Source organism: Nocardia sp. NPDC049707, from assembly GCF_040674855.1.
GTDB lineage: Bacteria > Actinomycetota > Actinomycetes > Mycobacteriales > Mycobacteriaceae > Nocardia.
In genome coordinates this window covers 48,249-74,760 of record NZ_JBFANN010000002.1, presented here as the reverse complement: position 1 = coordinate 74,760, position 26,512 = coordinate 48,249, and the positions used below count along the sequence as shown (strand labels likewise).

Here is a 26,512-nt window from a genome sequence, read left to right as displayed (position 1 = left end):
CTCATTTCACTCCTTCGGCCCAGGCGGTGGATCGCGCGGGATCGAACGGGCAGCCGTCGAGCCGCAGATGGTCGACGTATTCCTGGCGGAAGTACTTCAGCGAGGAAATGATCGGGCTGGCCGCACCGTCGCCGAGTGCGCAGAAAGATTTGCCGTTGATGGTGTCGCTGATATCGAGGAGCTTCTCCAGATCCGATTCGGTGCCCCGACCGGCCTCGATCCGCTTCAGCAACTGGACGAGCCAATAGGTGCCCTCACGACAGGGCGTGCATTTACCGCAGGATTCGTGGGCGTAGAACTCGGTCCAGCGCAGCACCGCGCGCACCACGCAGGTGGTGTCGTCGAAGATCTGTAATGCTTTGGTGCCCAACATGGATCCGGCACCGGCGACACCCTCGTAGTCCAGCGGCACGTCGAGATGTCGGTCGGTGAACAACGGCGTCGACGAACCGCCGGGCGTCCAGAACTTCACCTGATGTCCGGCCCGCACACCACCGGCGTAGCCGAGCAGTTCGCGCAACGTAATGCCCAGTGGCGCTTCGTATTGTCCGGGCCGGGCAACGTGCCCCGACAGCGAGTACAGCGTGAAACCCGGGGATTTCTCACTGCCCATGGACCGGAACCAGGCCGTGCCGTTCAGGATGATCGGCGGCACGCTAGCAATGGATTCCACATTGTTGACCACCGTCGGGCAGGCATACAGACCCGCCACGGCCGGGAACGGCGGTCGCAGTCGAGGCTGGCCGCGCCGACCTTCCAGCGAATCCAGTAGCGCGGTTTCCTCACCGCAGATGTATGCACCGGCACCGGCGTGCACGATGAGTTCCAAGTCGTAGCCGGAGCCGAGAATGTTCTTTCCGAGGAATCCGGCCGCATACGCCTGGGCGACCGCGGCCTGCAGCCGCCGCAGCACCGGCACGACCTCGCCGCGCACATAGATGAACGCGTGTGCCGCCCGAATCGCGTACGCCGCGATGATGACGCCCTCGATGAGGGTGTGCGGGGTGGCCAGCATGAGCGGAATGTCCTTGCAGGTACCGGGTTCCGACTCGTCGGCATTGACCACGAGATAGTGCGGTTTGGTGACGCCATCGGGTCCGGGCCCTTGCGGGATGAAGCTCCATTTCATACCGGTCGGGAAGCCAGCGCCGCCGCGGCCGCGCAGACCCGCGTCCTTGATGGTCTGGATGACCTGATCGGGCTCCATGCGCAATGCCTTGCGCACCGCCTGATAGCCGTCGTGGCTGCGGTAGTGCTCGAGGGTCCACGACCGTGGGTCGTCCCAATACCGGGTGAGTACGGGAGTCAGTGTCATCATGCCTCACCCGGCTTCGGTTCCGGAGCTTGCATATTCTGTTCCTGTGCAACCCGCAGACCGGCAAGTGTCGCCTCGCCCGCCGCACCGTCGAGCACCCCGGGGCGTTCGTCGGGGAATCCGGCGAGGATGCGCGCGGTCTGCTTGAACGTGCACAGCGGTGCGCCGCGGGTCGGTGTTACCTCCTCGCCGCAGCGCAGCGAATCCACCAGTGCGGCAGCCGATTCCGGGGTCTGATTATCGAAGAACTCCCAGTTGACCATCACCACCGGCGCGAAATCGCAGGCCGCATTGCATTCGATGTGCTCGAGGGTGATCGACCCGTCCGGTGTGGTCTCGCCGTGCCCGATGCCGAGTCGGCGCTGCAGGGTCTCGAGAATGGCATCGCCACCCATCACCGCGCAGAGCGTGTTGGTGCAGACACCGACGTGATAGTCGCCGGTGGGGGTGCGCCGGTACATCGAGTAGAAGGTCGCCACCGCGGTGACCTCTGCGCCGGTCAAGTCCAGCTGGTCGGCACAGAATTCGATGCCGGTGCCGGTGACGCAGCCCTCCTCGGCCTGCACGAGATGCAACAGCGGCAGCAATGCCGAGCGTGGCTCCGGATACCGGGCGATGATCTCCTTGGCATCGATCTCCAGGCGCTCGCGCACATACCGCGCGAACGGCTGCGGCCGGGTGGACAGCTTCAACAGGATCTTGGGCCCACCCGTCTCCCGACCGCCACCCCTCATGGAATCGCTATGTGATGCAGTACTCATCGGTCAACTCCGCCCATCACCGGGTCGATGCTGGCGACGGATGCGATGACATCGGCGACCATGCCGCCCTCGCACATCGCCGCCACCGCTTGCAGATTCGTGAACGAGGGGTCGCGATAGTGCACCCGATACGGGCGGGTGCCGCCGTCGCTGACCATATGCACACCCAGTTCGCCGCGCGGCGATTCCACCGCCACATACACCTGTCCCGCCGGGACCCGGATGCCCTCGGTGACGAGTTTGAAGTGATGGATGAGCCCCTCCATGGATGTGCCCATGATGCGGCCGATGTGCTTGGGGGAGTTGCCGAGTCCGTCCGGACCCAGCTGCAGATCCGCGGGCCAGGCGAGCTTCTTGTCATCCACCATCACCGGACCCGGCCGCAATGTGTCCAGACACTGCTCGACGATCTTGAGCGATTCCTTCATCTCCGCGACCCGAATCCAATAGCGGCCGTAGCAATCGCAGCCGGTGGTGGTCGGAACGTCGAATTCGTAGTTCTCGTAGCCGCAATACGGCGCGGCCTTGCGCAGATCGTGCGGCAGACCGGTCGAGCGCAGGACCGGCCCGGTGATGCCGAGCGCCATGCAGCCGGTGAGGTCCAGGTAGCCGATGTTCTTGGTGCGTGCCTTCCAGATCGGATTCTGGGTGAGCAGATGATCCATATCGCGCAGCCGCTTGGGCAAGAGCTGCAGCAGCTCGCGGACCTTGGTGACACCGTCGTCGGGCAGATCCTGGGCGAGGCCGCCGGGCCGGATGTAGGCGTGATTCATGCGCAGGCCGGTGATGGTCTCGAAGACATCCAGAATCAGTTCGCGTTCCCGGAAACCGAACAGCATCGGGGTGAGCGCGCCGAGCTCCATCCCACCGGTAGCCAGCGCGACCAGATGTGAGGAGATCCGATTGAGTTCCATGAGCATGACGCGAACGATGGTGGCGCGCTCGGGGATCTGCTCTTCGATATCGAGCAGCCGTTCGACGCCGAGGCAGTACGCCGTCTCGTTGAAGAACGGGGACAGATAGTCCATTCGGGTCACGAAGGTGGTGCCCTGCGCCCAGTTGCGGAATTCGAGATTCTTCTCGATACCAGTGTGCAGATAGCCGATGCCGCAGCGGGCCTCGGTGACCGTCTCACCCTCGATTTCCAGGATGAGCCGCAGTACGCCGTGCGTGGACGGATGCTGCGGACCCATGTTGACGACGATGCGTTCCTCACCCGCGCCGTCGAGGGTTTCGGTGACCGTATCCCAGTCCTGGCCCGCCACCGTGACCACAGCGGGTTCGGGCCCGGTGTCGTTGTGGACGCCGGGCCGGGTGTCGATGTCGCTCATTACTTGTACGCCCTCCGCTCGTCGGGCGGCGGAATGCGCGCGCCCTTGTACTCGACCGGGATCCCGCCGAGCGGGTAGTCCTTGCGCTGGGGGTGGCCACGCCAGTCGTCGGGCATGGTGATGCGCGTCAGCGAGGGGTGGCCGTCGAAGAGGATGCCGAAGAAGTCGTAGGTTTCCCGCTCGTGCCAGTCGGTGGTCGGATACACACCGAACAGTGACGGGATATGCGGGTCGGCATCCGGTGCGGATACTTCGATGCGCAGGCGTCGATTGTGGGTGATGGACATGAGGTGATAGACCGCGTGCAATTCGCGGCCCGCGTCGTCCGGATAGTGCACGCCGTTGACGCCGAGGCAGAGCTCGAAACGCAGTGCGGCGGAATCGCGTAACGCCGCGGCGACGGTCACCAGATGTTCGCGCCGCACGTGCAAGGTGAGCTCGCCGCGGAAGACGATCACCTTCTCGATGGCGGTCTCCCAGCTGGTGCCGACCGCGCCGAGCGCGCCGTGCAATGCGGTGACGATCTCGTCGAAATAGCTGCCGTACGGCGCGGGGGTGCTGCCGGGCAGTGTCACCGGCCGGACCAGGCGGCCGTAGCCGGAGGTGTCGCCGGTGCCGGTGACACCGAACATGCCGCGCCGCACGCCGATCACCTCGGCCGATGCCGAATCCGCTTCCGGCGGTGTGCCTTCCGGTCCTGCAGTGGCCGCGGCGTCGATGTACTCCTGCGGCGTGCTGGTTTCGGTGTTGTCGGGGGAGTCGAAGGTCATCGCAGCAGACCCTCCATCCGGATGGTCGGCGTGGACGCCAGTGCCGCCGCTTCGGCGGCACGGATGGCCTCCTCGCGGTTGACGCCGAGTGGCATCTGCTGGATCTTCGCGTGCAGCGTCAGGATCGCGTTCAGCAGCATCTCCGGGCGCGGCGGGCAGCCGGGCAGGTAGATGTCGACCGGCACAACATGGTCCACGCCCTGCACGATGGCGTAGTTGTTGAACATGCCGCCCGAGGACGCGCAAACGCCCATGGCCAGCACCCATTTCGGTTCGGTCATCTGGTCGTAGACCTGACGCAGCACCGGTGCCATCTTCTGGCTGACCCGGCCCGCGACGATCATCAGATCGGCCTGCCGCGGTGAGGCGCGGAACGCCTCCATACCGAAGCGGGCGATATCGAAACGTCCCGCGCCGGTGGCCATCATCTCGATGGCGCAGCAGGCCAGCCCGAAGGTGGCCGGCCACAGCGAGCCCTTGCGCAGATATCCGGCGAAATCTTCGACCGTGCTCAGCAGAAAGCCGCTGGGCAGTTTTTCCTCGAGACCCATGTTCGACTAACTCTCACTTCCACTGTGCGTGCGGCCCGATGCAGCGAAATGCCTTGTGGGCCAGTGCGTATGGGCGATCAGTCCCAGCTGAGACCGCCGCGGCGCCATTCGTAGGCGTAGGCCACCGAGACGTTGAAGATGAACAGCGCCATCGCGGCGAGACCGAAGAGACCGAGCGCATCGAAGTGGACAGCCCACGGGTAGAGGAACACGATCTCGATATCGAAGATGATGAACAGCATGGCGGTGAGGTAGTACTTCACCGGAAAGCGTTGTCCGGTAACGTTTCCCGGCCCACCTGCGACGGCGTGCGGAGTCGGTTCGATGCCGCACTCGTAGGCCTCCTGTTTGGCCCGGTTGTAGCGCTTGGGGCCGACGAGGGCCGACAGGATGATGGAGAACACCGCGAACGCGGCGGCGATCGCGCCTAGGACCAGGGTGGGCATCTCGATATTCACGACTGCACTTCCCCTCCTTGCGAGCTGTAGCTGGCGGTTGGGCGTCATGTCCCCCGACGGCGCCGGGAGTGTGATGGTCGGCGTCGGAATCATGACGGCAGCTTCCGAGGCGGGCTGACGTCATTGTCCGCCTCGGTCAGACTCGCCCCATGGCCTGCTCGCACCACGCGGGTCTGTCATATCGAGGCTCGCGCTCATGTGAGCTACGGCACAGCCTACAACTGACACGGCGGGTCGACCATTTATTCGATTGGGTCTTTGATCGAAAACGGGACTGCTATTTATGACTGAATCGGGGGTAATCCGACCTGCCGGATCGCTGAGTGATTGCACCGTCACGTGACAGCAGAATGCCCGCGTCCTCGGAGGACGCGGGCATGATGTGGCGCTCGGGGCAGATTCGGTCAGGCCGCGGTGCGGTTGTGCAGCAGCGCGACGACGGCCTCGGTGAGCCGGATCGGATCGATCGGATGGGATACGGCGGCCTCGGCGCGCGACCAGTTCGCGAGCCAGGCATCATCGGGGCGACCGGTCAGTACGAGAACCGGTGGGCACTGGGCGATCTCGTCCTTGAGCTGCTTGGCGATGCCGAGCCCGCCCGCTGGGGCGGATTCGCCGTCCAGGATGGCCAGGTCGATACCGCCCGCGTCCATCTGTTCGATGACCACGGGTGCGGTCGCCACCTCGAGGTAGTCGAAGGCGGGCAGCTCGGGGTCCGGGTGCCTGCCCAATGCCAGCATGACTTGGCGCCGGGTATCGGCGTCGTTGCTGTAGACCAGGACCCGCAGTGGGGTGGTACGAATCGCGTCGGTCACGCAGGGATGGTACGTCGGGGCGGGGGTGCGGCGTGGCACGTTGGCCCAGATTGTTCAGTGCACGTCGCGCTGTCATCGGTCGGCGGCGCGGAATGCGCGTGCGGATAAGTAATCGAAAGCCGTTGCCTGCGGATGGCAGCCGGCGGAGGGTGACCGCTTACAGGTCGCCCTGTTCGCGGCGGCAGTCCTGATCGCGTTGGCGTTCTTCCTCTTGGCGGCGGGCCTCGCGGCGCTGGGATTCGGCGCGTTCCCGCAGGCCGCGTAGAAAGGCTTCGTCATCGTCCGGATTCTGCGGGACATAGCGGCCGGGCCGGTCGTATTCGGCGTAGCGGGCGCGGGAACGCGGGGCGCCCTCGTGCAGTGGGCGACCCGCGAACAGCCACAGCAGTGCGCCAACGGTCGGCACCAGGATGACGACGATGAGCCACGCCATTTTCGGCAGATGCCGGATCCCCGCATCGGGGCAAGTAACGATGTCGACCAGGCAGTAGACCCATAGGGCCAACGTGAGCAGGCCCAACACTGCGTATGGCATCGGAAATCTCCTCGGGCGCACGGCAATAGCGATGGCCTGCTCATCCGTGGTTTCCGAAAAATCGATGGTCCCCCCGCCGAATCGGCCTGCATGGAGGATACACACCGCGTTGAGCGCATCAGTCCGGCAGCAGCGGGACCGAGATGCCTTCGCCGCGGCCGATGAGAGCGGCGCGGGTGACGGCGGATGAGCCGAAGCGGCGGCGCAGGTCGTCGAGGGTGGCGTCGAGGGTGTTGGTGGCGCGAGATTCCAACGGCAGGGTCAGTTGGACGGCGTCGGCGTTGTCGAGATTGGTCAGTGCCAGCCCGATGAGGGTGAGGCCACGCTCCTGAATCATGGGCATCGCGCCACTGAGCAAGGTGCGCGCTGCGTACAGGATGGTTTCGGTGTGATCGGTGGCCTCGGCCAGGGTGTGCGAGCGGGTGGCTCGGGAGAAATCGTCGAAACGCATGCGCAACACCACAGTTCGGGTCACCCGCTCGGCCGCGCGCAACCGACGACCGAGGCGGTCGGTGAGGCCGTGTAGGTAAGCCTCGATCTCGTCGGGTGGCCGGTACCGACGACCGAGTGCGCGTGGCGCGCCGATGGAGCGGCGGCGGACACCGGTTTCGACGCGCCGCGGGTCGCGAGCCAGGGACAGGGCGTACAGGTGCCGTGCCGCGGCAGGGCCGAGGATGGCGCGCAACGACGATTCGCCGAGTTCGGCAAGTTGACCGATGCGGGTGATGCCGTGTTCGTGCAGGGTGCGGGAGGTGACCTCGCCAACGCCCCATAGTCGTTCGACCGGCAGCGGATGCAGGAAATCGAGTTCGAGTTCCGGTGGCACCAGGCGCAATCCGTCGGGTTTGGCGACCGCGCTGGCCACTTTGGCCAGGAATTTCGTTCGCGCGATCCCGACCGAAATCGGCAGCCCGACCTGCTCGCGCACCGCATTGCGCAACCGCCGCCCGATCTCGACGGGTTCGCCGGCGATCCGCCGCAGCCCACCCACATCGAGAAACGCCTCATCGATCGAAATGCCCTCGACCACCGGTGTCGTGTCGTGGAAGATCTCGAAGACGGCCCTGCTCGCCTCGGCATAGGCCGACATACGCGGCGGCACCACAATCGCATGCGGGCAAAGCCGCAGTGCCGCACCACCATTCATCGGCGTGCGCACCCCCAACGCCTTCGCCTCATAACTGGCCGCCAGCACCACCCCGCCACCCACGATCACCGGCCGCCCCCGCAACCGAGGATTATCGCGCTGTTCCACCGAGGCATAGAACGAGTCGAGATCAGCATGCAAGATCGAGGCCTCCGCCCGCGCCTCGATCCGCGGCCTGCGCGAACGCGGCGCAATCGCTGAGTGGACAGACTCGGACACGAACATATGTTCGCATAGATCTCGCTCCGCGAGTCGAACTTTTCGGCTGGGTTGCTCGGTTTACGCTCCGAACACATCGAGCCAGGAGGGGAGCTGGTCGGTGGCTAGGTCGCGGCGGTTGGAGATCCCGGTCGAGGACGAGGTGCGAGTGGTGTTGTCGGCGCTGACCGGGGAATGAGCGCCGCTGAGTAGCCGCGATCTCTACTTCCCGATGTCGTGGAAACCCGGGCTCGACGCGTTCGAGATCGCCCTCGGCGGCCGCCTGCAAGCGCCGTTGATAACTCTTCCAGCGATGTCACCAAGTGACATTACTGTGCTAGAGTGATGGCACTCGATGACATCATTTCGTGGAGGGAATCAATATGACAACAATGAAGCGCATCCAATACCACGAATACGGCGGCCCTGAGGTGATGCGGTTCGAGGATTTCGCGCCAGCGCGGCCCGGCACCGACGAGGTTCTGGTCCGTGTGCGGGCAGCGGCAGCGAACCCGATGGACTGGAGCATCCGCAATGGCGAGATGAAGATCATGACCGGCCGGAAGTTCCCGCGTGGCTTGGGTCACGACTTCGCGGGCGTCGTGGAAGCAGTCGGCGACGGCGTCACCCGGCTCGGCATCGGTGATGAAGTGCTCGGCGGCGCAAGCATAAAGGCGGCTGGAGCGTTCGCCGAGATGGTCGTCGCCGAAGCGAAGGGGGTCGTGAAAAAGCCGGCGAGTCTTTCGTGGGAGGTGGCCGCCGCGATTCCCATCGTCGGGCTTACCGCCCGTCAAGCCATGATCAACAAAGGCAAGCTGCAAGCCGGGCAGGCCGTCTTCATCCACGGCTGCCTCGGTGGAGTCGGTCGATCCGCCGCCCAGATCGCTTTGATGCAAGGGGCCTCCGTGGGAGGTAGTTGCCGTGGTACCGCGACGCAAGAGGCACGCGACCTCGGTATCGCCCCGATCGTTGAATTCGACTTCGACGCATCGAAACTCACCGGACGATTCGACATCGTCTTCGACACTGCCGGCACACTGCCGATCAAAGCGGCGCGGACGTTGCTGAAACCTGGCGGTCGCATCATCGCCATCAACCCCACCCCTGCGAAGTTCGCGAGAAGCATTCTGCCGGGGCCGTACCAGGTGCTGATCGCGAAAGCCGTCGTGGCGGATCTCGAGGAGGTCGCACGGGCCGCCGGGAAGGGGGCACTACGGCCGCCGATCGCACGCACTGTGCCGCTCAGCGAGGCGATCGCGGCGCTCACGACGCTCGAACGCAACCGCACACCCAAGGGTGGCAAGCTCGTCATTACGACCGAGTGACCGCCGCCTGACCGGCTGTGGTGCGCTGGAGCGGTTGTCGAGGCATCCGAGCCCTCCGCCTAGTGCCACTGGAACACCCCGGCATGGACGACCCTGGGGCGGGTGCCCGCTACCGCGGCGCTACGACTTCCACAGGTGCTGCGCGACATCCTGACCGCTAACAGGTCTTCCGTACGATGTCTCCAGATGCCATCACTGGCGAGGCGGACGGAGAGTCATGGCACGTTGGGAACCCGGTGCGACGGCGCGCCTGCAGAAGGCGGCGCTTGAACTATTCACGAGCCAGGGGTTCGAGCAGACGACCGCGGCGGAGATCGCCCAGGCCGTCGGGCTGAACCGGCGTACCTTCTTCCGGCACTTCCCGGACAAGCGCGACGTGCTGTTTCTCGGGCAGCAGGAACTCGAGGGCGCGTTGGTTGCCGCCGTCGCGCAAGCACCAGCGGGCGAGTCGCCGATGTCCCTGATCGGTTTCGCCATAGCCCGTGTCGCCGACATGTTCGCGGACACGCCGCGCGAGCACGCGCGCGCACGTCAGACGATCATCGACACGAACGCGGCATTGCTGGAGCGCCAGCATCACAAGAACGCAAACCTGGCCCAGCTGCTGCGCGACGCCCTGCGGGACCAGGGTATCGCCGAGCCCGCGGCCACGTTGGCGGCGGAGTCCGCTGTCACCGTGTTCAACCTCGCCTTCAGGCAGTGGCTGGCCACCAACGAGACGCGGACCCTGTCGGTCATCGCCGCCGAGACGCTGGCTGAGCTGCGCGCACTCGACGTCCGACGCTAACGCACAACGATGATGTCCCCTGAGAGACATCAGCGCGCTAAAGCTGATGTCACTCAGGGATATCAGGAGGCTCCCGTGCATATTCTCGCGATCGGCTCGTCCGGATACATCGGCTCGGCCGTGGTGGCGAACCCACCGGCCCCTCACTGATCGCCGACATCGACACCGGGCACTACTTCTACGCGACGTGCGTGTCGCACACGGGTGGTCGTGACCTCATAGGACCCCGCACAGAAGCTCTTCACCATCTTGTCCGCCTATCCCGTTGCGGCACCGAATCATTCGGTACGAGGAGACGGATTGAGCAGCGCGAACCACGAGCATGCGATCGTTGGCGGAGTCGATACCCACGCCGCAGGGCACCCATCTAGCGCGTCGAACCGCGAGCTATTGAGAGGGGCTACCAGTACTGATGCTGTTTTCCGTCGGTGTCGGCAATGAAGATGACCGCGTCGGCGCCGACCAAGTCGGCAGGGGTGAGCGGGATGTGGCCGCGCACGATCGGTTTGCCCGCGCTGGTCGACGGGGGAAGCGCGGCGCGCAGGGCCGGTGTGGCGAACAGGGCGCGTCGGGTGGTCGCCTCGGCCAGGACGCTCTGGAGGGTGCCCGGATCGCTGTCGAGGCTGGCGTCTGTTGCCAGGAACATGTAGCGCTCGCCGAGGGTGAGCCCGACGAGGGCGCCGGCGCTGCCCCAGTTCGCCTCGTCTTCCACGGTCGGTATCGAGGATTGCATGCGTTGCAGGTGTGCGTTGTGCGCGAAGACCAGGGTCGGCCCGCGCCGGTGCTCCCGGGCAATGATCGCGAGCAGGTTCTCGGCCATCATTTCGGCGCGCAGGCTGAACAGGGTCGCGATACGATCAGGCGCGGGGCTGGCGATGGCCGCGTGATAGCGCAGCAGGCCCAGGGCGGTGCTGGCGTGCGCGACGGCGTGGTCGTAGCCGGTCGGGTCGGCGGGGCGCAGGCCGGGTGCCGCGCGGCGCAGCGCACTGGCCAGATCGTCGGCGACGATGCGCAGGGAGCGAGCGCGGTCGGAGTTGCCGATGGACGCTGCCGGGTCGAACATGGCCGCCTCGTTCGTCCAATCGGTGTCCTCGCCGAGCAGGGCGTCGAGGTCGCGGACTGATTCGGGCCGCAGCGCCACGGGTAGGTAATCGATGACCGAGGACAGTGCGCGTCGCGGGCTCGGCGCACCGGCGTACTCCGTCGGCGCGTCGAAGCCGTAGAAACCGACCCGATCTTGCGGTGCGCGACCGGCATTGTGCGCGCGGAGCCATTCGACGAGTTCGCGGTTGCCAGGCACGGCACCGAACCCGTGGCTGAACCCGGTCGCGAGCACCGTGTCGATCTCCACCGGCGCCCCGGCCACGTAGTCGTCGACAAGGGATGCGGCGAAGGCATCGGTCTCCAACGCGATCGACCGGTACCCCCGTTCGACGAGGTGACCGAGAAGTTCGTTGCGCAGCAACGGGAATGCCTCGATCCCGTGTGTCGGTTCACCGAGGGCGAGCAGGGTCGGCGGCTCGGTCCGCGTGGCGAACAGTTCGTCGAGGGCACCGCCCAGGCTCGCCGGGTTGTCGAGTTGGCGGCCGATGCCACGCAGTGATATCGCGGTAGACATGAATACCCCTTCCAGAATGAGCTACCGTCGACAGTATCGTTGAAGATTCGAGTGAAACTTCTGCAACTTCTACCTGAGATTCAGACATGAAAGCCTCAATCGGAGGTGCAAGCTGCGGCCCATCGACCTTGCCCGGGAACACGGGTTGTCCGCACAGGCGATCCGCAACTACGACGACGCGGGCATCCTTCCGCCGACCGAGCGCAGCAAGACCGGCTACCGGCGGTACACACCTCTGCACGCACAGGCGCTACGTGCCTTCCTCGCATTGCGCGGTGGCCACGGACACCAGCGGGCAATGGAGATCATGCGCGCGACCAACTGCGGCGACACCGAGTCCGCGTACCGGTTCATCGACGCCGCACACGTCGCGCTGCTCGCGGAACGCGACACCCGCACCGAGGTCGCAACGGCCCTCGGCAGCCTGTCCACTACGACACCGCCCCAGGTCACCGGTCGACCGCTGACCGTGGGCGAACTCGCGCGCCGACTCGGCGTGCACCCCGCCACGCTGCGCACCTGGGAGACCCAGGGCATCCTGCGCCCCGGACGCGACCGAGCAACGGGTTATCGCGAATATGGACCGGACTGCGTACGCGACGCCGAGATCGCACGACAACTGCGCCAGGGCGGCTACCTGCTGCACCAGGTCGCCCAGTTCATCGATTCTCTGCGCAACGCGGGCGGGGCAGACGCGTTGACCCTCTTCCTCAACTCCTGGCAGGACCGGCTGACCACACGCAGCCGCAACCTTCTCGCCGGCGCCGCGCAGCTCGATGCCTACCTCACCATGCTCGATCAGACACAGCAGGGGTGACCGACGATGTAATGAGGGCAGGGACAGGATCCTGGGACTACCCGTGCAGCGCTGCCGAGGGAACGCGCTTGCGCACCCGGTGAACCGCACTCGACTCGACATGAGCTCACTCCACTCAATGCGAAGACGAAGCAGCCTGGTCGGTGTCAGCGTCGAGCCGACGGCCCGGTCACGCCTGTTTCGATGCCAGCTCGATCACCGTGATGTCGGAGGGGGCGCCGACGCGGACCGGGGGTCCCCACGCGCCGGCGCCGCGGGTGACGTAGAGCTGGGTGTCACCGTAGCGCTCCAGGCCTGCGACGGTCGGATTGGCCAGGCCCGCAATGAAATTGCCGGGCCATAGCTGACCGCCGTGGGTATGGCCGGACAGTTGCAGGTCGACGCCGAACTCGACCGCATCGTGGATTTGCACCGGCTGATGCGCCAGCAGTACCGCGGTACGCGCAAGATCACGGTCCCCGAGCGCGGCGGCGAAATCCGGACCCTGCCCCATGCGTTCACCCTGGAGATCGTTGACACCGGCGAGGTCGAAATGCGGTAGTTCGGTTCGGCTGTTCGCCAGTAGCCGCAGTCCGAGTTCTTGCACGTGCTCGATCCATTGTTCGGCGCCGGAGAAGTATTCGTGGTTGCCGGTGACGAAATAGGCGCCGTGACGCGCGTGCAATCGCGACAGCGGTTCGACCGCCGAGCGCAGGTGTTCGACGCTACCGTCGACCAGATCGCCCACGACCGCAATGAGATCCGGCTGTGTACCGTTGATCGTCTCGACCACTCGCTCGGCGAACCCGCGGCCCAGAATCGGGCCGAGATGCATATCGCTGACGACGGCGATCCGGTAGCCGTGTGCGGCACGCGGCAGCTTGGCCAGCGGTACTGTCAACTGCTGCACTCGTGGGCCGTTCAGCACGACGTTGGTGCCGTAGCCGACGGTGGTCACGGCCGCCAGCGTTGCCGCGGCGCCGACCGCGCGAGAGACGAAGAGTCGCCGGGAAACGGGCGCGGGATCGTCTCGCTGCGCGGTTTCCGGAACCGGCACGTCCGCGACCGCGACCTCGGACCTGTTCGAATGCGTGATCCAGCGCCGGAGCAGCGGCCGGACCAGCTCGCCCACCAAGAGCCACAGCACGAGATAGAGGAACAGCGCGCCCCACAGATAACCGGGCCAGGCGATGATCTGGGTGATCAGGAACGGAACCCCGGCCGATTCGGATACGAATGCACCGATCAACAGCGCTGTCCCCGCGACGATCACCCCGGTCCCCGCTCGGCGGCCTATCGACCCACGCTCGGTCGTCTCCCATACGAGCCGCCGCCAGAGATACCAGTGCGCGCCGACCACGCCCGCAACCACGATTCCCGCACCGACGACGATTCCCACGACAGCGATCACCACGTCCACCGCAGCACTCTATGCCCGGTCGGGGTGGCCGAGACCTCCCTGAGCCGGCGACACCGGAGTTCCGCATGCTCGGGATGCCCGACATATCCAGCGCAGATCTACGGTATGACTACGTAGACATAATCCGAGCCAGCTACCCTGGAACTTCAGAGATGTCCAGTCAGTTGATGAGGGAGTCGGCATCGTGCGTGGATTCGGGGATTTGGAGGCGGTGATCATGGACCGCATTTGGGATCGGGACGCGGAAACCACAACGGTCCGCGAAATCTTCGACGAACTGGCCGCCGAACGCGACATTGCCTACACCACGGTCATGTCGACCATGGACAATCTGCACCGCAAGGGCTGGTTGGCACGCGAACGCGCGGGCAAGGCATATCGATATTGGCCGACGCTCACCCGCGAGGAACACAGCGCGCGACTCATGCTCGAGGCCCTCGGCTCCGGCGGTCGCTCGGATCTGGTGCTCAGCCATTTCGTCGATCGGATCAGTGCGGAGGAGTCGGCCGGACTGCGTGCCGCGCTGCGTCGGCTCAGCTCACGCAAAACGCCCGAGGCGCCGTGAACGTAGCCGTCAGCCTGATGATCTACGGGAGCATGGTGGCCACCTTCGGTCCGACCGTGCTGCGCAGACTCACCTGGCGCGGCGTCGCACCCCGGCTCGGGGTGCTCGCCTGGCTGGTCGCGATCGCGGGCGCACTGGGTGCGTGGGCCATCGCGTCCGGCATGCTGATCGTCGAATTCGCCACCTACTGGCATCCCGCCGATATTTTGCACGACTGCTACACCGCGCTGGCCACGCCGATGCGTCTGCACGGTGACCTGCTGATCCAATTGGGCACCCTCACCAGCGCGGCCCTGGTCGCCGCTGCGCTCGTCGGCATCCTGACGCATGTCACACGGGCGATGGTGCAGATGCGACGTAAAACCATCGCACACGCGCGGGCCGTCCGCATGGTCGGTCGACGTGTGCCCGGTGTCGGTGCCGTCGTGCTGGATTCCCCGGAGCGCCAAGCCTATTGCGTGGCCGGACGGCCCGACACCATCGTGGTCACCAGCGCGGCCGTCGACGCACTGACCGAGCAGCAGCTCGCCGCGGTGCTCGCCCATGAGCACGCACATCTGAGCGAACGGCATGCCGGACTGCTCCGCTTCCTGCGCGGTATCGCGATCGCCCTGCCCGGGATGCGTCTTGCGACCGACGGGGAGCAGGAAATCGGCCGACTGCTCGAGATGTGCGCCGACGATACGGCGGCGCGCAGGCACGGGCGGGAGCCGCTGCTCGGTGGTCTGCTCGCGATCGTCGGGGCGACCGAACCGCTCCCGGCGGGCGCGTTGAGTGCCGCGGCTACCGCCGTACTGGTTCGAGCCGAGCGGTTGGTCGCACCGGTCGGTCCGGTCCGTCGCGCGACGAACCGGACCGCATTACTCGCCGTGATGGCCGCGACGGTGGTCGGCCTACTGGAAATCGCGGTCGGAGTACTGTTCTGCAGCACAGTGGGTGCCTTCGACCAATATGTCCTCGGGCCGGGCGCCGGCGACACCGAACTGCTCCCCGCCGAGCATCGCTCCGAGTAAGCCGAGCAGCGGGCTGGATCTCTCCCATCCTGGTCGTCGATGGCCGCAGCCCTGGGCCACACCGGATTCACGGTCCAGGTGGCGTAGTAATCACACCTCGGTGGGCCCCGAGGAGGTCACACCGATGCCGCCGGTGATTCCGGACGGGATCCCGCCGTCTGTTGAGTCGCAACCGGTTTCGGCATCCGGGCGCCGAGTCGGATCAGTCCCGGTGCCACCGCGACGGCGGCGGTCACGGGCGCGACGGGCGGACGCTCCACCCTGCCCGCCGACCTCCAGCCCGTCCACTGATCGATCCGTCCATTAGGCTGCGGCGGTGGCGGATGGGCGAGTGCGGAATCTGATCGACACGGTCGCGTGGGTGCGCATCGAGGGCGGCCGCATCCTGTGTGCGCGTCCCAAAGGCAAGGACATCTTCTACATCCCGGGTGGGAAGCGTGAGGGCGCGGAGTCCGATCTGCAGACGCTACTGCGCGAGATCGAAGAGGAGTTGACCGTCGCGCTGCTTCCGGAAACCGTCGCCCACGTCGGCACGTACGAGGCCGCACTGCACGGATCCGCCGATGACGTGGTCGTTCGGATGAGTTGCTACACCGCTGACTATCACGGCACCCTCGCGGCCAGCAGCGAGATCGAAGAGGTCGCTTGGTTCTGCTACGCGGATCGCGCGCTGGTGCCGCCGGTCGATCAGCTGCTGTTCGACGACCTGGTCGATGCGGGCCGATTGGCCTGAGGTGTCCGCGTATCCGCCGTGCGGGATACGGTCGATGGCATGACCACGGTTCGCTCACTGTTGCGTTGGGCCGCATACGCGTTGGTTGCGCCGGTGATCGCTCTCGGCCCCATCGCGAGCCGGTTTCGGGTCCCGCGCCGGCTGCTCGGCATCTTCATCGCACCACGCGATGCCCTGGCGGTGCGGGCGGTTGTGCATTCGGTGCTGGCCGGTGCACTCGGCCTGCTCACCTGGTTTCTGGCCTTCCTGGCGACCATCGCCGCGGTGCGCGGAATTTTCTATCCGCTCATCGCGGACAACGATCTCGAACACTCGTGGGGTGGTCCGACGCTGGCCGGGGCCTGGGCGGTACATGCGCTGCTCGGGGTTGGGCTACTACCCGTCTGGGGACTGGTGCTGGCCGGACTCGGCGCGGTGCAAGTGCGCCTGACCCGCCGGTTGCTCGGCCGGCACGGCCCGTGGTGGCCGATTCCGGTATCGCTGCTGCTGGCCGCCGGTGGCGTGCTGCTCTTCATCTCCTGGTGGCATCAAGCGTGAGTCGGCGTGATGATGCGGCGCATGCGACACAACCTTTCCAGCGAACTGGGGTGCCATTGAGAATCGTGCCACCAGCCGCAAACGAGCTGGTTTGTGCTGGTCGGGGATTTCGCTGTATCCGCGTGCGAATCGGCCGCTTTCGGTGTAGAACCGCGGCACGCGAGCCCCGATCGTGTGGCCCTGCGCTTGACCGCCGCCAACTCGAGCTCATTGCCCACAGGGAAAACGCCTTGGTCGACCCCGCAAACTGGCCGTCCGCGACAATGCTGAAACCGCGCTGACGGCCCTGCGCGGCGAGGAGGCGTTGGCCGGAATGCTGGCCGAGCGTGGCGAATCCGCCCCGACCGCTGCGTCACGCCACTGACGGCCATGTCTCGCGCACGCGCCCAAGGTATTTCGGCGGACCGGATGATCGAGGAACTACCGATTGTCCTGGTCGGCTGCCTCCCCGACTGGAAGGTCGACGGCATCACCGGCACCACATCAGCACCGAGCTGGAATACCGGTAACCGCGATCAGGTCGCGACCGGGGCCCGCCCCGCCCGGGCGATGAGGTGCTGCACCAGGTTCAGCAGCACCTCCTTACAGGAGGCGCGGTCACGCGCGTCGCACAGCATTACCGGGATGTGATCGTCGAGATCGAGCGCGTCGCGGACCTCGTCGACCGTGTATACCGGTGCGCCCTCGAAACAATTGACCGCGACCGTGAACGCCAGCCCGCGACGTTCGAAGAAGTCCACGGCCGCAAAGGAATTGCCGAGCCGACGGGTGTCGGCGAGTACGACCGCGCCCAACGCGCCGCGGGACAGTTCGTCCCAGAGAAACCAGAACCGGTCCTGCCCCGGCGTGCCGAAGAGGTAGAGCACTAGGTCGCGGTCGATGGTGATACGGCCGAAGTCCAGCGCGACCGTTGTCGTTGTCTTCTGTTCGACGCCGGACAGGTCGTCGACTCCGGTGCTGACCTCGGTGATCAACTCCTCGGTGCGCAGCGGCGCGACCTCGCTGATCGCCGACACCATGGTCGTCTTGCCGACGCCGAAACCACCGGCGATGAGAATCTTGACCGAGGCTGCCAGTTGCGGTGTCGCACCGGGCCGGGTCGGATCAAAGCTTTCGGATGCCATCCAGTACCGCTCGCAATATGTTGAGATCGCCGGGACCCGCCTCCGGCTGCACCGGCGCCCGGAAGATCAAGTGGCCCTCGCCGATCAGATCGCCGACGAGAATCTTGGTCACCGCCAAGGGAAGTTTCAGATAGGCCGCCACTTCGGCGACCGACTGCGGTGTGCGGCACAGCCGCACGATGTCCGCATATTCCGGATCGGTCCGCCGCAGCGTGGGCGGCGGATCGGCCGTGACAACTACGGTGAGCATGTCCAGGTCATGGCCTGCCCCCATCACCCGTCCGCGGGTGACCGCATAGGGCCGGACCAGTGGACCGGCCTCATCGTCGAACCATTGCCCACCGCTCTGCGTCATGGTAAGCGCGCAGGGGTGGATAGAAAGGTGCCGACGCGTTGGACGGTGACATTCATTTCATAGGCCACCATCCCGAGATTGGCTGATTCGGCCGCCTGGAGCGCCAGGCAGGCGTTGTCGCCCGCAGAGGTTACGAACAGCACCGCACGATCGAGTTCGATCACGGCCTGGCGAACCCCGCCGCCGTCGAAACGGCTGCCCGCACTGCGGGCCAGGCCGTAGAGGGTGGAGGACATGGCGGCGAAATGTTCAGCGTCCTCGCGGGTCATGGCGGTGGAGCGGCCGAGCAGCAGCCCGTCGGTGGAGAGCACCACCGCATAGCGCACGCCGGCCAGCCGATCGACGAGATCGTCGAGCAGCCAGTTGAGATCACCGGGGCTGGAAGAAGTCACCGTTGCCTTCCTGTTCGTTCGAGTGTTTACCGCTCGGTGCCTGAAGTGTGCCGGATTGCTCGGCGGCTGCCACCTCGGGCAGCACGGCATCGGGGATGGTGCGGCGGCCCTGCCTGGTCCCGTTCTCGATGGCGGCCATCAGATCTCGGGCCTGCTCCGCCGAACGTTCCCGCTCCGGCGGCTGCTCCGCCGCGGGCTCGGCCGGAGCCGGCTGCGCCAATTGCGGTGCGATGCTGGCCTGCCGGTGGCGGCGCGGCAGCGCGGGTCTGGTGTCCGCCGGGGTCGGTTGGGGTGCCTCGAACGCGGGACCCGGCGCCGGTGCCTCGACGGCAGGTGGTGCCAGCGGCGGCACGGTGAGCACCGCGGATTCGGTTTCGGCGCCACCGAAGGGGGAGGAGTCGACGAAGGGGACCGGATGCCGTCGCCTGCGTGCCGATTCCAGCGGCTCGGGATCCGATGTCAGAGCGGCTTGTTCATTGGCGAGCAGGGCCGACGGGATGAGTACGATGGCGCGGATGCCGCCGTAGTCGGACTCCGACAGCCGGATCGATGTCCCATGCCTGTGGGCCAACTGCGCGACCACGAACAGGCCGAGCCGGGAATCCGAGGACAGCGCCGCGACACCGAAATCCGGTGGATTGCACAGCATCTCGTTGACCCGCGCGATTTCGGACTCGGTCATGCCCATGCCCTGATCGCTGATCTCGATGACCACGCCCTTGCCGACGACATTGCCGCTCACCTCGACCCGCGACTGCGGCGGCGAGAACGAGGTCGCATTGTCCACCAGTTCGGCGAGCAGATGGATGAGGTCGGCCACCACCGCGCCGAGCACGTGGGTTTCGGGCAGCCGGGACACCCGCACCCGTGCGTAGTCCAGGGTTTCGCCGACCGCACTGCGCACCAGATCGATCAGCGGCACCGGATTGCGCCACTGCCGACCTGGCCGACCGCCACCGAGAATGATCAGGTTCTCGGCATTGCGGCGTTCGCGGGTGGCGAGGTGATCGAGCCGGAACAGGGTGTCCAGCAGGGCTGGATCCTCTTGGCGCTCTTCGGCTTTGTCGAGGATCTCCAGCTGCCGATGCACCACGATCTGGCTGCGGTGCGCGATATTCAGGAACACCGCCTTCACACCCTCACGGGTGCGCGCCTCGGTCACCGCGCCCGCGACGGCCGCGGCATGCGCGTGCTGGAAGGCCTTGGCCACCTGGCCGATTTCGTCATGACCGTAATCCAGTTCCGCGGATTCGGCCGCCGGATCGATGAGTTCGCCGTCGCCGAGCCGGCGCATCAGCTCAGGCAGCCGCTCATCGGCCAGCGCGAGTGTTTCACCGCGAAGTCGTTTGAGCCGGTTGATGACTCGGTTGGCCAGTACGATCGCGATCACGAACGCCAGCAGGCTGACCACGACGACACCGCCACCGGCCCACGCGGATCGCGCGGTGGCATCGGCGGCCGTGTCCTCGGCCAGCTTCTGCGAGTACTTGTTCTGGGCGATCCACACATCGATCAGCCCGCGGTTCACCTCAGCGGCCGCGCTCTGCCACTCCTGGGTACTCAATGGCAGGGCGGGTGGTGTCGACTGTTTGGTGGTGCTGCTCGACGAGCTGGACGAAGCCGACGAGCCGGAGGTGGTGCTCGCCGCCGTCATAGTGCGTTGGGCCAGTGCGTTTTCCATGGCGGTGAGCTGTTGCCAGGCCTGGCTCGCCATCAGCGTGTGCAGGCTCTCCTGCTGCTTGGGATCCAGTTCGCCGGCGAGATTGGCGGCCTCGGCGTGATAGAAGCCGATCTGATGCAGGTACTCCTCCAGCGGAATGGGAGTCGGCCCGTTCGCACTGATGATCATGCCCCCGAGCGCGGTGCTGCGCGACATCGCCTCGGTCACCAGGAAAATCCGCATACCGTCGGCGATATGCACGCCGATCTCGGCATCCGGCGCGGTCCGCTCGGCGATCTCGGTGCCGTAGGAGATGACATCGAGCAGCCGGTTGTAGAAGTTGTATGCGTCCGGGACGGGCAACGTACCGGCATCGGTGAGCGTGCGGAGCTGATTTATCGACGTCGACAGCGTCACGAAGTTCGCGGCGTTGTCGCCGATCTTCGAATCGTCCACCGCCCGTAGTCCGGCGGACGCCTCGATCAGGCCTTTCAGCGCACCGTCGAGGCGCATCCGGGACACACCGAGTGCGGGGGAGGCAGTCTCGTCGCCGGTCAGCGCGGCCAGTGTCAGCTGACGTTCGCTTTGGACCGCCTCCAGCAGTTCGCGGATGGAGGGTATGGCCTGCTGATTCTGTGCGGCCCAGTCCTTGGCCTTATTCCCCTCGGCCACCAGATATCCCGCCGCACCCACGCCGACCACGAGCAGAGTCAGGCTCGGCACGAGCGCGATCGCCAGAATCCGCGTTCGGACCCCGAGCCTCGCTCTGAACATCGCAATAACCTAAACCATTTGTGACCATTTTGTTGCTCGAGTCTCGCTGAGCGGGAGCGGATTTGACATCGCGAACGATGCCCGGGTGCGGATGAATCGATTCGGTGGCGATTCCCCGGGTGGACCCGCGACCGAGATCACAGCCCCGCGAAGCGGCCGATGGCGACCAGGACGGCAATGATCAGGATCGTCGTGGTGATCGCGATATTGCGGGGTTCGCGCAGGCGGATGTGCGAGCTGATCGCGCCGATCATCACCGCGGCGAATCCGACCGCCGCCAACGGGGTGAGTACCGGTGCGATACCGGTCCACCACGGGACGATAATGCCGATGGCGCCGAGTAATTCGGCGTAGGCGGTCATGCGCACGATCGCCTTCGGGTACACCGCGACACCTGTCTGGCCCGTCTCGACCAGCTTCTCCTTGGACTGGGTGGATTTCGCGATCCCGGATGCGGTGAACACGACTGCAAGCACGATTTGCCCGATCCAGAGTGCGATATTCATCGTTCCTCCCTCGATGGGGTTCAGGTGCCCATGAGACAGATCGGGCCTCGTGAACGTGACAGTTTCCGCCGAATAGGCGTGGTCATCCGCCAACCCCGGGCAGTGGCTATGACGGCGATCGCGCGCGGCGTATGTTGTGTGTATCCCGGGGTTACTGACCAGTAGGAGGCACCGATGTCCGCGCCGAATGCCGACGTCTTCGAGCGCCTGAGCTCGCTCGCCGCAATCGCCGATCCGGACGCTCGTGCGCGCAGAACGATCGCCGAGACCTTCACCGGCAACCCGCTCGGTACGGTGCCGGTCGGCACCGCCGACGATGTGACGGCCGCATTCGACAAGGCCAAGGCGGCACAAGCCCGATGGGCAACGCGCTCGGCCAAGGATCGTGCCGCGGTACTCGAGCGATACCGCGAATTGGTCATCGAACGGCGCAAATTCCTGATGGATGTGATCCAGGCCGAAACCGGTAAGGCGCGTTGGGCCGCCCAGGAAGAGATCATGGGCCTGATGTTCGCTGCCCGCTATTTCGCCAGGGTCGCGCCCGATCTGCTCGACGCGCACCGCGTGCCCGGCGCGTTCCCGGTGCTCAATCGGGCGACCGTGCGCCACCAGCCCAAGGGCGTCGTCGGTGTGATCGCGCCGTGGAACTATCCGATGCTGCTGTCCATCGGCGATTCGATCCCGGCGCTGCTCGCGGGCAATGCGGTAGTCGTCAAACCGGACAGCCAGACCCCGTTCTCCGCACTGGCCAGCGCCGAACTGCTGTACCAGGCCGGATTGCCGCGTGACCTGCTCGCCGTCATTCCAGGACCGGGCACCGTGGTCGGCACGGCCATCGTGGACAACTGCGACTACCTGATGTTCACCGGCTCCTCCGCGACCGGGCGCACCCTGGCCGAACAGTGCGGGCGCAGGCTCATCGGCTTCTCCGCCGAACTCGGCGGCAAGAACCCGATGATCGTCACCAGCGGCGCGAAACTGGATAAGGCGGCCAAGGCCGCGGTACGCGCCTGCTTCTCCAATGCGGGTCAGCTGTGTATCTCGATCGAACGGCTGTATGTGGAGAAGGCGGTCGCCGCGGAGTTCACCGAGAAGTTCGTGGCCGCCATTCAGGCCGCGAAACTCGGTGCGGCCTACGACTATTCGGCCGATATCGGCAGCCTGATCTCCGAGGCGCAGCTGGAGACCGTTTCCAAGCATATCGCCGACGCCACCTCCAAAGGCGCTCAGGTGCTCACGGGCGGCAAGGCGCGCCCGGATCTGGGACCGCTGTTCTTCGAACCCACTGTGCTCGCCGATGTCACCGACGAGATGGAATGCGGCCGCAACGAAACCTTCGGTCCGCTGGTCTCGATCTACCCGGTCGACAGTGTCGAGCAGGCGATCGACCTGGCCAATGACACCCAATACGGTCTGAATGCGAGCGTTTGGGCGCAGACCAAGGCCGCGGGGGAGTTGATCGCCGAGCGGCTGCACGCGGGCACCGTCTGCGTCGACGAGGGTTATGCCCCGGCCTGGGGCACCACCGCCGCGCCGATGGGCGGTATGGGCATCTCCGGTGTCGGGCGCAGGCACGGTCCGGACGGTCTGTTGAAGTTCACCGAACCGCAGACCGTTGTGGTCACCCGATTCATGAATCTCGATGCGCCACGGGTGTTTTCGCGGGACACATGGCAGCGGTTGCTGATGACGCTCGCCCGCAGCTTGCGTTTCCTCCCCGGCCGGTAGCCACCGGCCCCCGCCGTCCCGGTCTGCGGCGGGACAGCGGGGCTTCGCGGTGTCGGCCCAGGGCTGCGGCCCCCTGGCCGATCACCCGTTCATCGCCCGCGGACGCACCGTCGTGTGAGCTGACATTCACAATCTCATGATGTGGCGTACGCAGATAGGTTCAGTCGAGAGCTCGATGGCAGACCGACCGTTCTCCATTGAAGATGCAAGTGGGGTGTGCGCGCACGGTCTACGCTGCTGATATGGCGAGGGTTTCGCGACGAGCCAAGGTAACCGACGTGCACGAAGTGGCCACCGGCATGCCGTTCGTCAACCGGGTCGACGGGCCCCACGGCAATGCGGTCTACCAGGTGGGCGGCAAATCCTTCGTCTTCTTCCGCAACCCGCGACCCGACGCATTCGACCCGGTTACCGGTGAGCGTTATACCGATGTGATTGTTATCTGGGTGCCCTCGGAGTCCGACAAATTGGCCCTGGTGCAGGATCCGGATTCGCCATTCTTCACCACCCCGCATTTCGACGGGCATCTGTCGGTGCTGGTGCGCGGCAACCGCATCGGCGAACTCAGTAAGCAGGAGTTGGCCGAGGTCATCCAGGATGCCTGGCTCAGCCGGGCATCGCGCAAACGGGCGGCGGACTGGCTGGCCGCACACAACGTCGCGGACTGAGCCGAAAACCGCGATGCGCCCGCCACTTTCGGCGTGCGCATCGGTGTCTCGGACTACTTGTTGAGGAAAATGCCTGCGATATCGGCTTTCTTGATCGGGGTGTCCTGGTTGACCTGGGCACCGCAGAGCAGGTCCACCTGAATCATCGTGCCATCGACCGCGGTGCCCGCGGGCTCGTGATCGTTGTTGGTCTGCTGCTTGATGAACTTGGTGATCGTTGTGCGCTTGGTGTCCTGATCCTGTTTGACGTAATCGCGGCAGCTGGTCTCGCCACCCTGGTTGAGCGCACGCTCGATATCGCTGCAGCCGGCCAGCAGCGCCGCGACCGCCGCGGCCCCGAGTCCGGTCCGTAAAAGCGTGGCTTTCATAGAGATCCTCCTGGCGGTTCGGCGGGCGGCCATACCCGCGACGACGCGGTACAGCCTATGGCAAGGCACGGTTACGGTCGGAATATGCGCAGTGGCACATTCATCTCCGCGGACGTGAGCGAACCATGATGACCGATCAGCATGGACTCCAGCGGTTCGGCGCCGGTGCGCACGACACCGCACAACCCGCGGGCCGCGACCACGAGATCGCCGATGCGCTCGGCGATATGCGGTGCCACAGTCGGGCCGAACCAGCCACGATCGATCGTCTCCGCGCGGGGAACAACATCGAAGTCGGCGCCCAGGGATTCCTGCCAGATCGCCGCCACATCGTTGGTTGCACCGTCGACGGTGAAGACGTGGCGGGCGCGCGGCTCGCCGCCGAGTAGGCGTACGCCCTCGCGCAGTACCTCGGTCTTGTCGTAGTCGACGCGGTCGGCGAGCTCCACCATGCCGTGGTCGGCGGTCACGACGAGCGCAGTATCGGATGGCAGATGTTCGGCGATGGTTGCGGCCAGCCGGTCGACGTGCGCGAGCTCCAAAAGCCAAGCGTCGGAGGAGGGCCCGCGCACGTGACCGGTCGTGTCGAGGTTGCCGTGGTAGGCGTAGACCAACGAGCGTGGGCCTGCGCGCAATGCGGTGACGACGCCGTCGACGAAATCGCCGACAGAGAAATACGGGCGGAATTCGCTGCCGCGCAGCACTGCCCTGGTCAGCCCGGACCCCGCCTGCAGGTTAGGTGCAACCTGGGCCACTGCGATTCCATCGGCCGCGGCGCGCTCGAAAACCGTGGTGGAGGGCTGGAATTGCTCCGGCACCAGATCGTGGAGCAGGTCGATCTTCGGTCCCGCGCCGTGGAGCCGCCAGGTCAGCGGGTTCACCAGTCGGCCGTAGCCGGGTACGTGCATGAGGTATCCGGTGAACCCGTGCTCGCCAGGTGGCACACCGACGCCGAGTGAGCTCAGACTGACGCTGGTCGTGCTCGGGAAACCCGCCGTCAGTGTGCGCTGTGTCAGCGCCGACAGGAACGGTGCCGCATCGGAATTCGCGGCGAGCGCGTCCGCGCCGAGACCGTCGATCAGCAGCACACAGATCCGGTCGGCGACGACGTCGAGACCGAGCCGGTCGACCTCGCCGGGCACACCGAGCCCGGCCAGGAGGGAGGGGAACAGGTCAGCCAGCGAGCCCGTGCCGTAGTGGGGCGTAATGAACACGAACTCGACGATACTCAGGCTTGGCCGGTCTCGAATCGACTTATTTTGCCGTCACGCACAGTGAAGCGCCAAGCGGTGCGCATCGAACCCCAGCGGGTATTCGTATAGTCGGCAACCAGTTCGGTGCCGCCGTCGCCGACGGATTCGACTGCCATGCGTCCACTGCTGCCGAAGATTTCGGAGTCGGTCCACTGGGCGAGATTGCGCTCCACACCGTCGTCGGACATAGTCGCGTCGTCGGTGAGGATGGCGTAGAAGCGGTCCTGATCATTGTCGTTGAGCGCGGCGACGAATTCTTGGACCGTCGGATCGAGCTGCTGTGTCATCGGAACATCCCTCTCGAAGAGTGCGGGTGCGTCGGACAGCAAACCTTTGGCTTCACTCTAGTGCCGGGTGCGCTCGCCGGGGTATCACGCGCCGGGGCCGACCAGCGCGGCAAAGGTGCGCATGATGTCCTCGACCAGCGTCGGCACGGTGGTTCCGAGTTGGGTGCTGCGCTTTTCGAGCTGACCGTCCAGCCATAGCGAGGCCATACCGTGCGCCAGGCTCCACCACATGACGGCCAGGGTGTCGGCCTTATCGGCGGGCAGCAATCCGGCGGCGACGGCTTCGGTGATGGTGCCGACGAGGACGTCGAACGCCGCATCGCCCGCCGCGCGCGCGTCCGGATGCTTATCGGGTTGCGAAAGTTCCGGGCGAAACATGAGGCGGAAGTAGCCGGGATTTTGCTGAGAGAACCGCACGTAGGTTTCGGCTAGCGCGGTCAACGCTTGCAGCGGCGTGTCGGCGGCGGCGCGCGCGTCGGCCATATCGCTGCCGAGCTGTCGGAAACCGCGGGTCGACAGGGCCGCGAGCAGGGCCGAGCGATCAGCGAAATGGTGGTAGGGCGCGCCGGTGCTCACGCCCGCCTCGCGAGCCACCCGCCGCAGGCTCACCGCGCCGAGACCCTCGGTTTCGATCAGCCGCAGGCAGGCGGCGAGGAGCGTGTCGCGCAGCGCGCCGTGGTGGTAACTGGTCCGCGTCACCAATCGAGCGTATTCGACACCCG

At 65.9% G+C, this 26,512-nt stretch carries 29 protein-coding genes; 9 read left to right on the top strand and 20 right to left on the bottom strand.

Features of this window, described 5'->3' with window-relative positions:
- Position 1 precedes the first annotated feature (1 nt).
- From nuoF to dinB, 9 genes are all read right to left on the bottom strand, one after another.
- On the bottom strand, positions 2-1,315 hold the full coding sequence (nuoF, locus tag AB0J29_RS02825) for an NADH-quinone oxidoreductase subunit NuoF (RefSeq protein ID WP_364778924.1): 1,314 nt from the start codon (positions 1,313-1,315) through the stop codon (positions 2-4).
- Entirely contained in the window at positions 1,315-2,049 is a 735-nt protein-coding gene (nuoE, locus tag AB0J29_RS02820) for an NADH-quinone oxidoreductase subunit NuoE (RefSeq protein ID WP_364778921.1), read from the bottom strand. Before nuoE ends, nuoF begins: the two co-directional genes overlap by 1 nt.
- A 23-nt stretch (positions 2,050-2,072) precedes the next feature.
- Positions 2,073-3,407: an NADH-quinone oxidoreductase subunit D gene (locus tag AB0J29_RS02815; RefSeq protein WP_364778159.1), complete on the bottom strand. Its 1,335-nt coding sequence runs from the start codon at positions 3,405-3,407 to the stop codon at positions 2,073-2,075.
- Positions 3,407-4,177, bottom strand: a complete 771-nt coding sequence (locus AB0J29_RS02810) for an NADH-quinone oxidoreductase subunit C (RefSeq protein WP_364778156.1) — start codon at positions 4,175-4,177, stop codon at positions 3,407-3,409. The genes AB0J29_RS02815 and AB0J29_RS02810 overlap by 1 nt, the downstream gene beginning before the upstream one ends.
- A complete protein-coding gene (locus AB0J29_RS02805; protein ID WP_040690435.1) occupies positions 4,174-4,728 on the bottom strand; it encodes an NADH-quinone oxidoreductase subunit B in 555 nt (184 codons plus the stop codon). Before AB0J29_RS02805 ends, AB0J29_RS02810 begins: the two co-directional genes overlap by 4 nt.
- 77 nt (positions 4,729-4,805) lie before the next feature.
- Positions 4,806-5,186, bottom strand: coding sequence for an NADH-quinone oxidoreductase subunit A (locus tag AB0J29_RS02800; protein WP_364778153.1), 381 nt, complete (start codon positions 5,184-5,186; stop codon positions 4,806-4,808).
- A gap of 404 nt (positions 5,187-5,590) precedes the next feature.
- Positions 5,591-5,926, bottom strand: coding sequence for a hypothetical protein (locus tag AB0J29_RS02795; RefSeq protein ID WP_364778918.1), 336 nt, complete (start codon positions 5,924-5,926; stop codon positions 5,591-5,593).
- A gap of 232 nt (positions 5,927-6,158) precedes the next feature.
- Positions 6,159-6,536, bottom strand: coding sequence for a PLD nuclease N-terminal domain-containing protein (locus AB0J29_RS02790; protein ID WP_364778150.1), 378 nt, complete (start codon positions 6,534-6,536; stop codon positions 6,159-6,161).
- A gap of 118 nt (positions 6,537-6,654) precedes the next feature.
- Positions 6,655-7,908 (bottom strand): DNA polymerase IV, encoded by a 1,254-nt coding sequence (gene dinB / locus AB0J29_RS02785; RefSeq protein ID WP_364778147.1) that lies wholly within the window; start codon positions 7,906-7,908, stop codon positions 6,655-6,657.
- 356 nt (positions 7,909-8,264) lie between these two features.
- Here dinB and AB0J29_RS02780 point away from each other — a divergent pair, with 356 nt between their 5' ends.
- Positions 8,265-9,206 (top strand): NADP-dependent oxidoreductase, encoded by a 942-nt coding sequence (locus AB0J29_RS02780; protein ID WP_364778144.1) that lies wholly within the window; start codon positions 8,265-8,267, stop codon positions 9,204-9,206.
- Between the two features lie 217 nt (positions 9,207-9,423).
- Positions 9,424-9,993 (top strand): TetR family transcriptional regulator, encoded by a 570-nt coding sequence (locus AB0J29_RS02775; protein WP_364778141.1) that lies wholly within the window; start codon positions 9,424-9,426, stop codon positions 9,991-9,993.
- 400 nt (positions 9,994-10,393) lie between these two features.
- Here AB0J29_RS02775 and AB0J29_RS02770 read toward each other — a convergent pair whose 3' ends face one another.
- Positions 10,394-11,611 (bottom strand): erythromycin esterase family protein, encoded by a 1,218-nt coding sequence (locus AB0J29_RS02770; RefSeq protein ID WP_364778138.1) that lies wholly within the window; start codon positions 11,609-11,611, stop codon positions 10,394-10,396.
- 112 nt (positions 11,612-11,723) lie between these two features.
- Between AB0J29_RS02770 and AB0J29_RS02765 the strand changes: the two genes are divergently transcribed.
- The gene (locus AB0J29_RS02765; protein ID WP_364778915.1) at positions 11,724-12,428 is read left to right on the top strand and encodes a MerR family transcriptional regulator; all 705 of its coding nucleotides are present in this window, start codon (positions 11,724-11,726) and stop codon (positions 12,426-12,428) included.
- Between the two features lie 169 nt (positions 12,429-12,597).
- On the opposite strand, the gene AB0J29_RS02760 is transcribed toward AB0J29_RS02765, so the two are convergent.
- Positions 12,598-13,827, bottom strand: a complete 1,230-nt coding sequence (locus tag AB0J29_RS02760; RefSeq protein WP_364778135.1) for a metallophosphoesterase — start codon at positions 13,825-13,827, stop codon at positions 12,598-12,600.
- A gap of 184 nt (positions 13,828-14,011) precedes the next feature.
- Between AB0J29_RS02760 and AB0J29_RS02755 the strand changes: the two genes are divergently transcribed.
- From AB0J29_RS02755 to AB0J29_RS02740, 4 genes are all read left to right on the top strand, one after another.
- Positions 14,012-14,392 (top strand): BlaI/MecI/CopY family transcriptional regulator, encoded by a 381-nt coding sequence (locus AB0J29_RS02755; protein ID WP_364778132.1) that lies wholly within the window; start codon positions 14,012-14,014, stop codon positions 14,390-14,392.
- The gene (locus AB0J29_RS02750; RefSeq protein WP_364778129.1) at positions 14,389-15,405 is read left to right on the top strand and encodes a M48 family metalloprotease; all 1,017 of its coding nucleotides are present in this window, start codon (positions 14,389-14,391) and stop codon (positions 15,403-15,405) included. Before AB0J29_RS02755 ends, AB0J29_RS02750 begins: the two co-directional genes overlap by 4 nt.
- A gap of 316 nt (positions 15,406-15,721) precedes the next feature.
- The gene (locus AB0J29_RS02745; protein WP_364778126.1) at positions 15,722-16,138 is read left to right on the top strand and encodes an NUDIX domain-containing protein; all 417 of its coding nucleotides are present in this window, start codon (positions 15,722-15,724) and stop codon (positions 16,136-16,138) included.
- Positions 16,139-16,177: 39 nt separating this feature from the next.
- Complete coding sequence (locus AB0J29_RS02740) at positions 16,178-16,675, top strand: sensor domain-containing protein (RefSeq protein ID WP_364778123.1); 498 nt, start codon at positions 16,178-16,180, stop codon at positions 16,673-16,675.
- A 515-nt stretch (positions 16,676-17,190) separates the two neighbouring features.
- Here the strand turns inward: AB0J29_RS02740 and AB0J29_RS02735 are convergent.
- The 5 genes from AB0J29_RS02735 to AB0J29_RS02715 form a co-directional block, all read right to left on the bottom strand.
- Positions 17,191-17,799 (bottom strand): ATP/GTP-binding protein, encoded by a 609-nt coding sequence (locus AB0J29_RS02735; RefSeq protein ID WP_364778120.1) that lies wholly within the window; start codon positions 17,797-17,799, stop codon positions 17,191-17,193.
- Positions 17,780-18,154: a DUF742 domain-containing protein gene (locus AB0J29_RS02730; RefSeq protein WP_364778117.1), complete on the bottom strand. Its 375-nt coding sequence runs from the start codon at positions 18,152-18,154 to the stop codon at positions 17,780-17,782. The genes AB0J29_RS02735 and AB0J29_RS02730 overlap by 20 nt, the downstream gene beginning before the upstream one ends.
- On the bottom strand, positions 18,151-18,546 hold the full coding sequence (locus tag AB0J29_RS02725) for a roadblock/LC7 domain-containing protein (RefSeq protein WP_364502526.1): 396 nt from the start codon (positions 18,544-18,546) through the stop codon (positions 18,151-18,153). Before AB0J29_RS02725 ends, AB0J29_RS02730 begins: the two co-directional genes overlap by 4 nt.
- The gene (locus tag AB0J29_RS02720) at positions 18,524-20,980 is read right to left on the bottom strand and encodes an ATP-binding protein (protein WP_364778114.1); all 2,457 of its coding nucleotides are present in this window, start codon (positions 20,978-20,980) and stop codon (positions 18,524-18,526) included. Before AB0J29_RS02720 ends, AB0J29_RS02725 begins: the two co-directional genes overlap by 23 nt.
- Positions 20,981-21,117: 137 nt before the next feature.
- Complete coding sequence (locus tag AB0J29_RS02715; protein ID WP_364778111.1) at positions 21,118-21,486, bottom strand: DoxX family protein; 369 nt, start codon at positions 21,484-21,486, stop codon at positions 21,118-21,120.
- 174 nt (positions 21,487-21,660) lie between these two features.
- Between AB0J29_RS02715 and AB0J29_RS02710 the strand changes: the two genes are divergently transcribed.
- Together AB0J29_RS02710 and AB0J29_RS02705 are read left to right on the top strand one after the other, a co-directional pair.
- The gene (locus AB0J29_RS02710) at positions 21,661-23,214 is read left to right on the top strand and encodes a succinic semialdehyde dehydrogenase (RefSeq protein ID WP_364778108.1); all 1,554 of its coding nucleotides are present in this window, start codon (positions 21,661-21,663) and stop codon (positions 23,212-23,214) included.
- 242 nt (positions 23,215-23,456) lie between these two features.
- A complete protein-coding gene (locus tag AB0J29_RS02705; RefSeq protein WP_364778105.1) occupies positions 23,457-23,882 on the top strand; it encodes an MmcQ/YjbR family DNA-binding protein in 426 nt (141 codons plus the stop codon).
- 53 nt (positions 23,883-23,935) lie between these two features.
- Here the strand turns inward: AB0J29_RS02705 and AB0J29_RS02700 are convergent, their stop codons facing one another.
- From AB0J29_RS02700 to AB0J29_RS02685, 4 genes are all read right to left on the bottom strand, one after another.
- The gene (locus AB0J29_RS02700; RefSeq protein WP_364778101.1) at positions 23,936-24,250 is read right to left on the bottom strand and encodes a hypothetical protein; all 315 of its coding nucleotides are present in this window, start codon (positions 24,248-24,250) and stop codon (positions 23,936-23,938) included.
- A gap of 71 nt (positions 24,251-24,321) precedes the next feature.
- Positions 24,322-25,464, bottom strand: a complete 1,143-nt coding sequence (locus AB0J29_RS02695; RefSeq protein ID WP_364778098.1) for an alkaline phosphatase family protein — start codon at positions 25,462-25,464, stop codon at positions 24,322-24,324.
- A gap of 14 nt (positions 25,465-25,478) precedes the next feature.
- On the bottom strand, positions 25,479-25,790 hold the full coding sequence (locus AB0J29_RS02690; protein ID WP_364778095.1) for a nuclear transport factor 2 family protein: 312 nt from the start codon (positions 25,788-25,790) through the stop codon (positions 25,479-25,481).
- Between the two features lie 84 nt (positions 25,791-25,874).
- Positions 25,875-26,489 (bottom strand): TetR/AcrR family transcriptional regulator, encoded by a 615-nt coding sequence (locus AB0J29_RS02685; RefSeq protein WP_364778092.1) that lies wholly within the window; start codon positions 26,487-26,489, stop codon positions 25,875-25,877.
- Between the last annotated feature and the right edge of the window lie 23 nt (positions 26,490-26,512).

Excerpts from the sequence above, each read along its gene's own strand:
- nuoF (WP_364778924.1), bottom strand. The coding sequence starts at position 1,315 with ATGACACTGACTCCCGTACTCACCCGGTATTGGGACGACCCACGGTCG.
- nuoE (WP_364778921.1), bottom strand. The coding sequence starts at position 2,049 with ATGAGGGGTGGCGGTCGGGAGACGGGTGGGCCCAAGATCCTGTTGAAG.
- AB0J29_RS02815 (WP_364778159.1), bottom strand. The coding sequence starts at position 3,407 with ATGAGCGACATCGACACCCGGCCCGGCGTCCACAACGACACCGGGCCC.
- AB0J29_RS02810 (WP_364778156.1), bottom strand. The coding sequence starts at position 4,177 with ATGACCTTCGACTCCCCCGACAACACCGAAACCAGCACGCCGCAGGAG.
- AB0J29_RS02805 (WP_040690435.1), bottom strand. The coding sequence starts at position 4,728 with ATGGGTCTCGAGGAAAAACTGCCCAGCGGCTTTCTGCTGAGCACGGTC.
- AB0J29_RS02795 (WP_364778918.1), bottom strand. The coding sequence starts at position 5,926 with ATGCTGGCATTGGGCAGGCACCCGGACCCCGAGCTGCCCGCCTTCGAC.
- AB0J29_RS02790 (WP_364778150.1), bottom strand. The coding sequence starts at position 6,536 with ATGCCATACGCAGTGTTGGGCCTGCTCACGTTGGCCCTATGGGTCTAC.
- dinB (WP_364778147.1), bottom strand. The coding sequence starts at position 7,908 with ATGTTCGTGTCCGAGTCTGTCCACTCAGCGATTGCGCCGCGTTCGCGC.
- AB0J29_RS02780 (WP_364778144.1), top strand. The coding sequence starts at position 8,265 with ATGACAACAATGAAGCGCATCCAATACCACGAATACGGCGGCCCTGAG.
- AB0J29_RS02775 (WP_364778141.1), top strand. The coding sequence starts at position 9,424 with ATGGCACGTTGGGAACCCGGTGCGACGGCGCGCCTGCAGAAGGCGGCG.
- AB0J29_RS02770 (WP_364778138.1), bottom strand. The coding sequence starts at position 11,611 with ATGTCTACCGCGATATCACTGCGTGGCATCGGCCGCCAACTCGACAAC.
- AB0J29_RS02740 (WP_364778123.1), top strand. The coding sequence starts at position 16,178 with ATGACCACGGTTCGCTCACTGTTGCGTTGGGCCGCATACGCGTTGGTT.
- AB0J29_RS02735 (WP_364778120.1), bottom strand. The coding sequence starts at position 17,799 with ATGGCATCCGAAAGCTTTGATCCGACCCGGCCCGGTGCGACACCGCAA.
- AB0J29_RS02730 (WP_364778117.1), bottom strand. The coding sequence starts at position 18,154 with ATGACGCAGAGCGGTGGGCAATGGTTCGACGATGAGGCCGGTCCACTG.
- AB0J29_RS02720 (WP_364778114.1), bottom strand. The coding sequence starts at position 20,980 with ATGTTCAGAGCGAGGCTCGGGGTCCGAACGCGGATTCTGGCGATCGCG.
- AB0J29_RS02715 (WP_364778111.1), bottom strand. The coding sequence starts at position 21,486 with ATGAATATCGCACTCTGGATCGGGCAAATCGTGCTTGCAGTCGTGTTC.
- AB0J29_RS02710 (WP_364778108.1), top strand. The coding sequence starts at position 21,661 with ATGTCCGCGCCGAATGCCGACGTCTTCGAGCGCCTGAGCTCGCTCGCC.
- AB0J29_RS02705 (WP_364778105.1), top strand. The coding sequence starts at position 23,457 with ATGGCGAGGGTTTCGCGACGAGCCAAGGTAACCGACGTGCACGAAGTG.
- AB0J29_RS02700 (WP_364778101.1), bottom strand. The coding sequence starts at position 24,250 with ATGAAAGCCACGCTTTTACGGACCGGACTCGGGGCCGCGGCGGTCGCG.
- AB0J29_RS02690 (WP_364778095.1), bottom strand. The coding sequence starts at position 25,790 with ATGACACAGCAGCTCGATCCGACGGTCCAAGAATTCGTCGCCGCGCTC.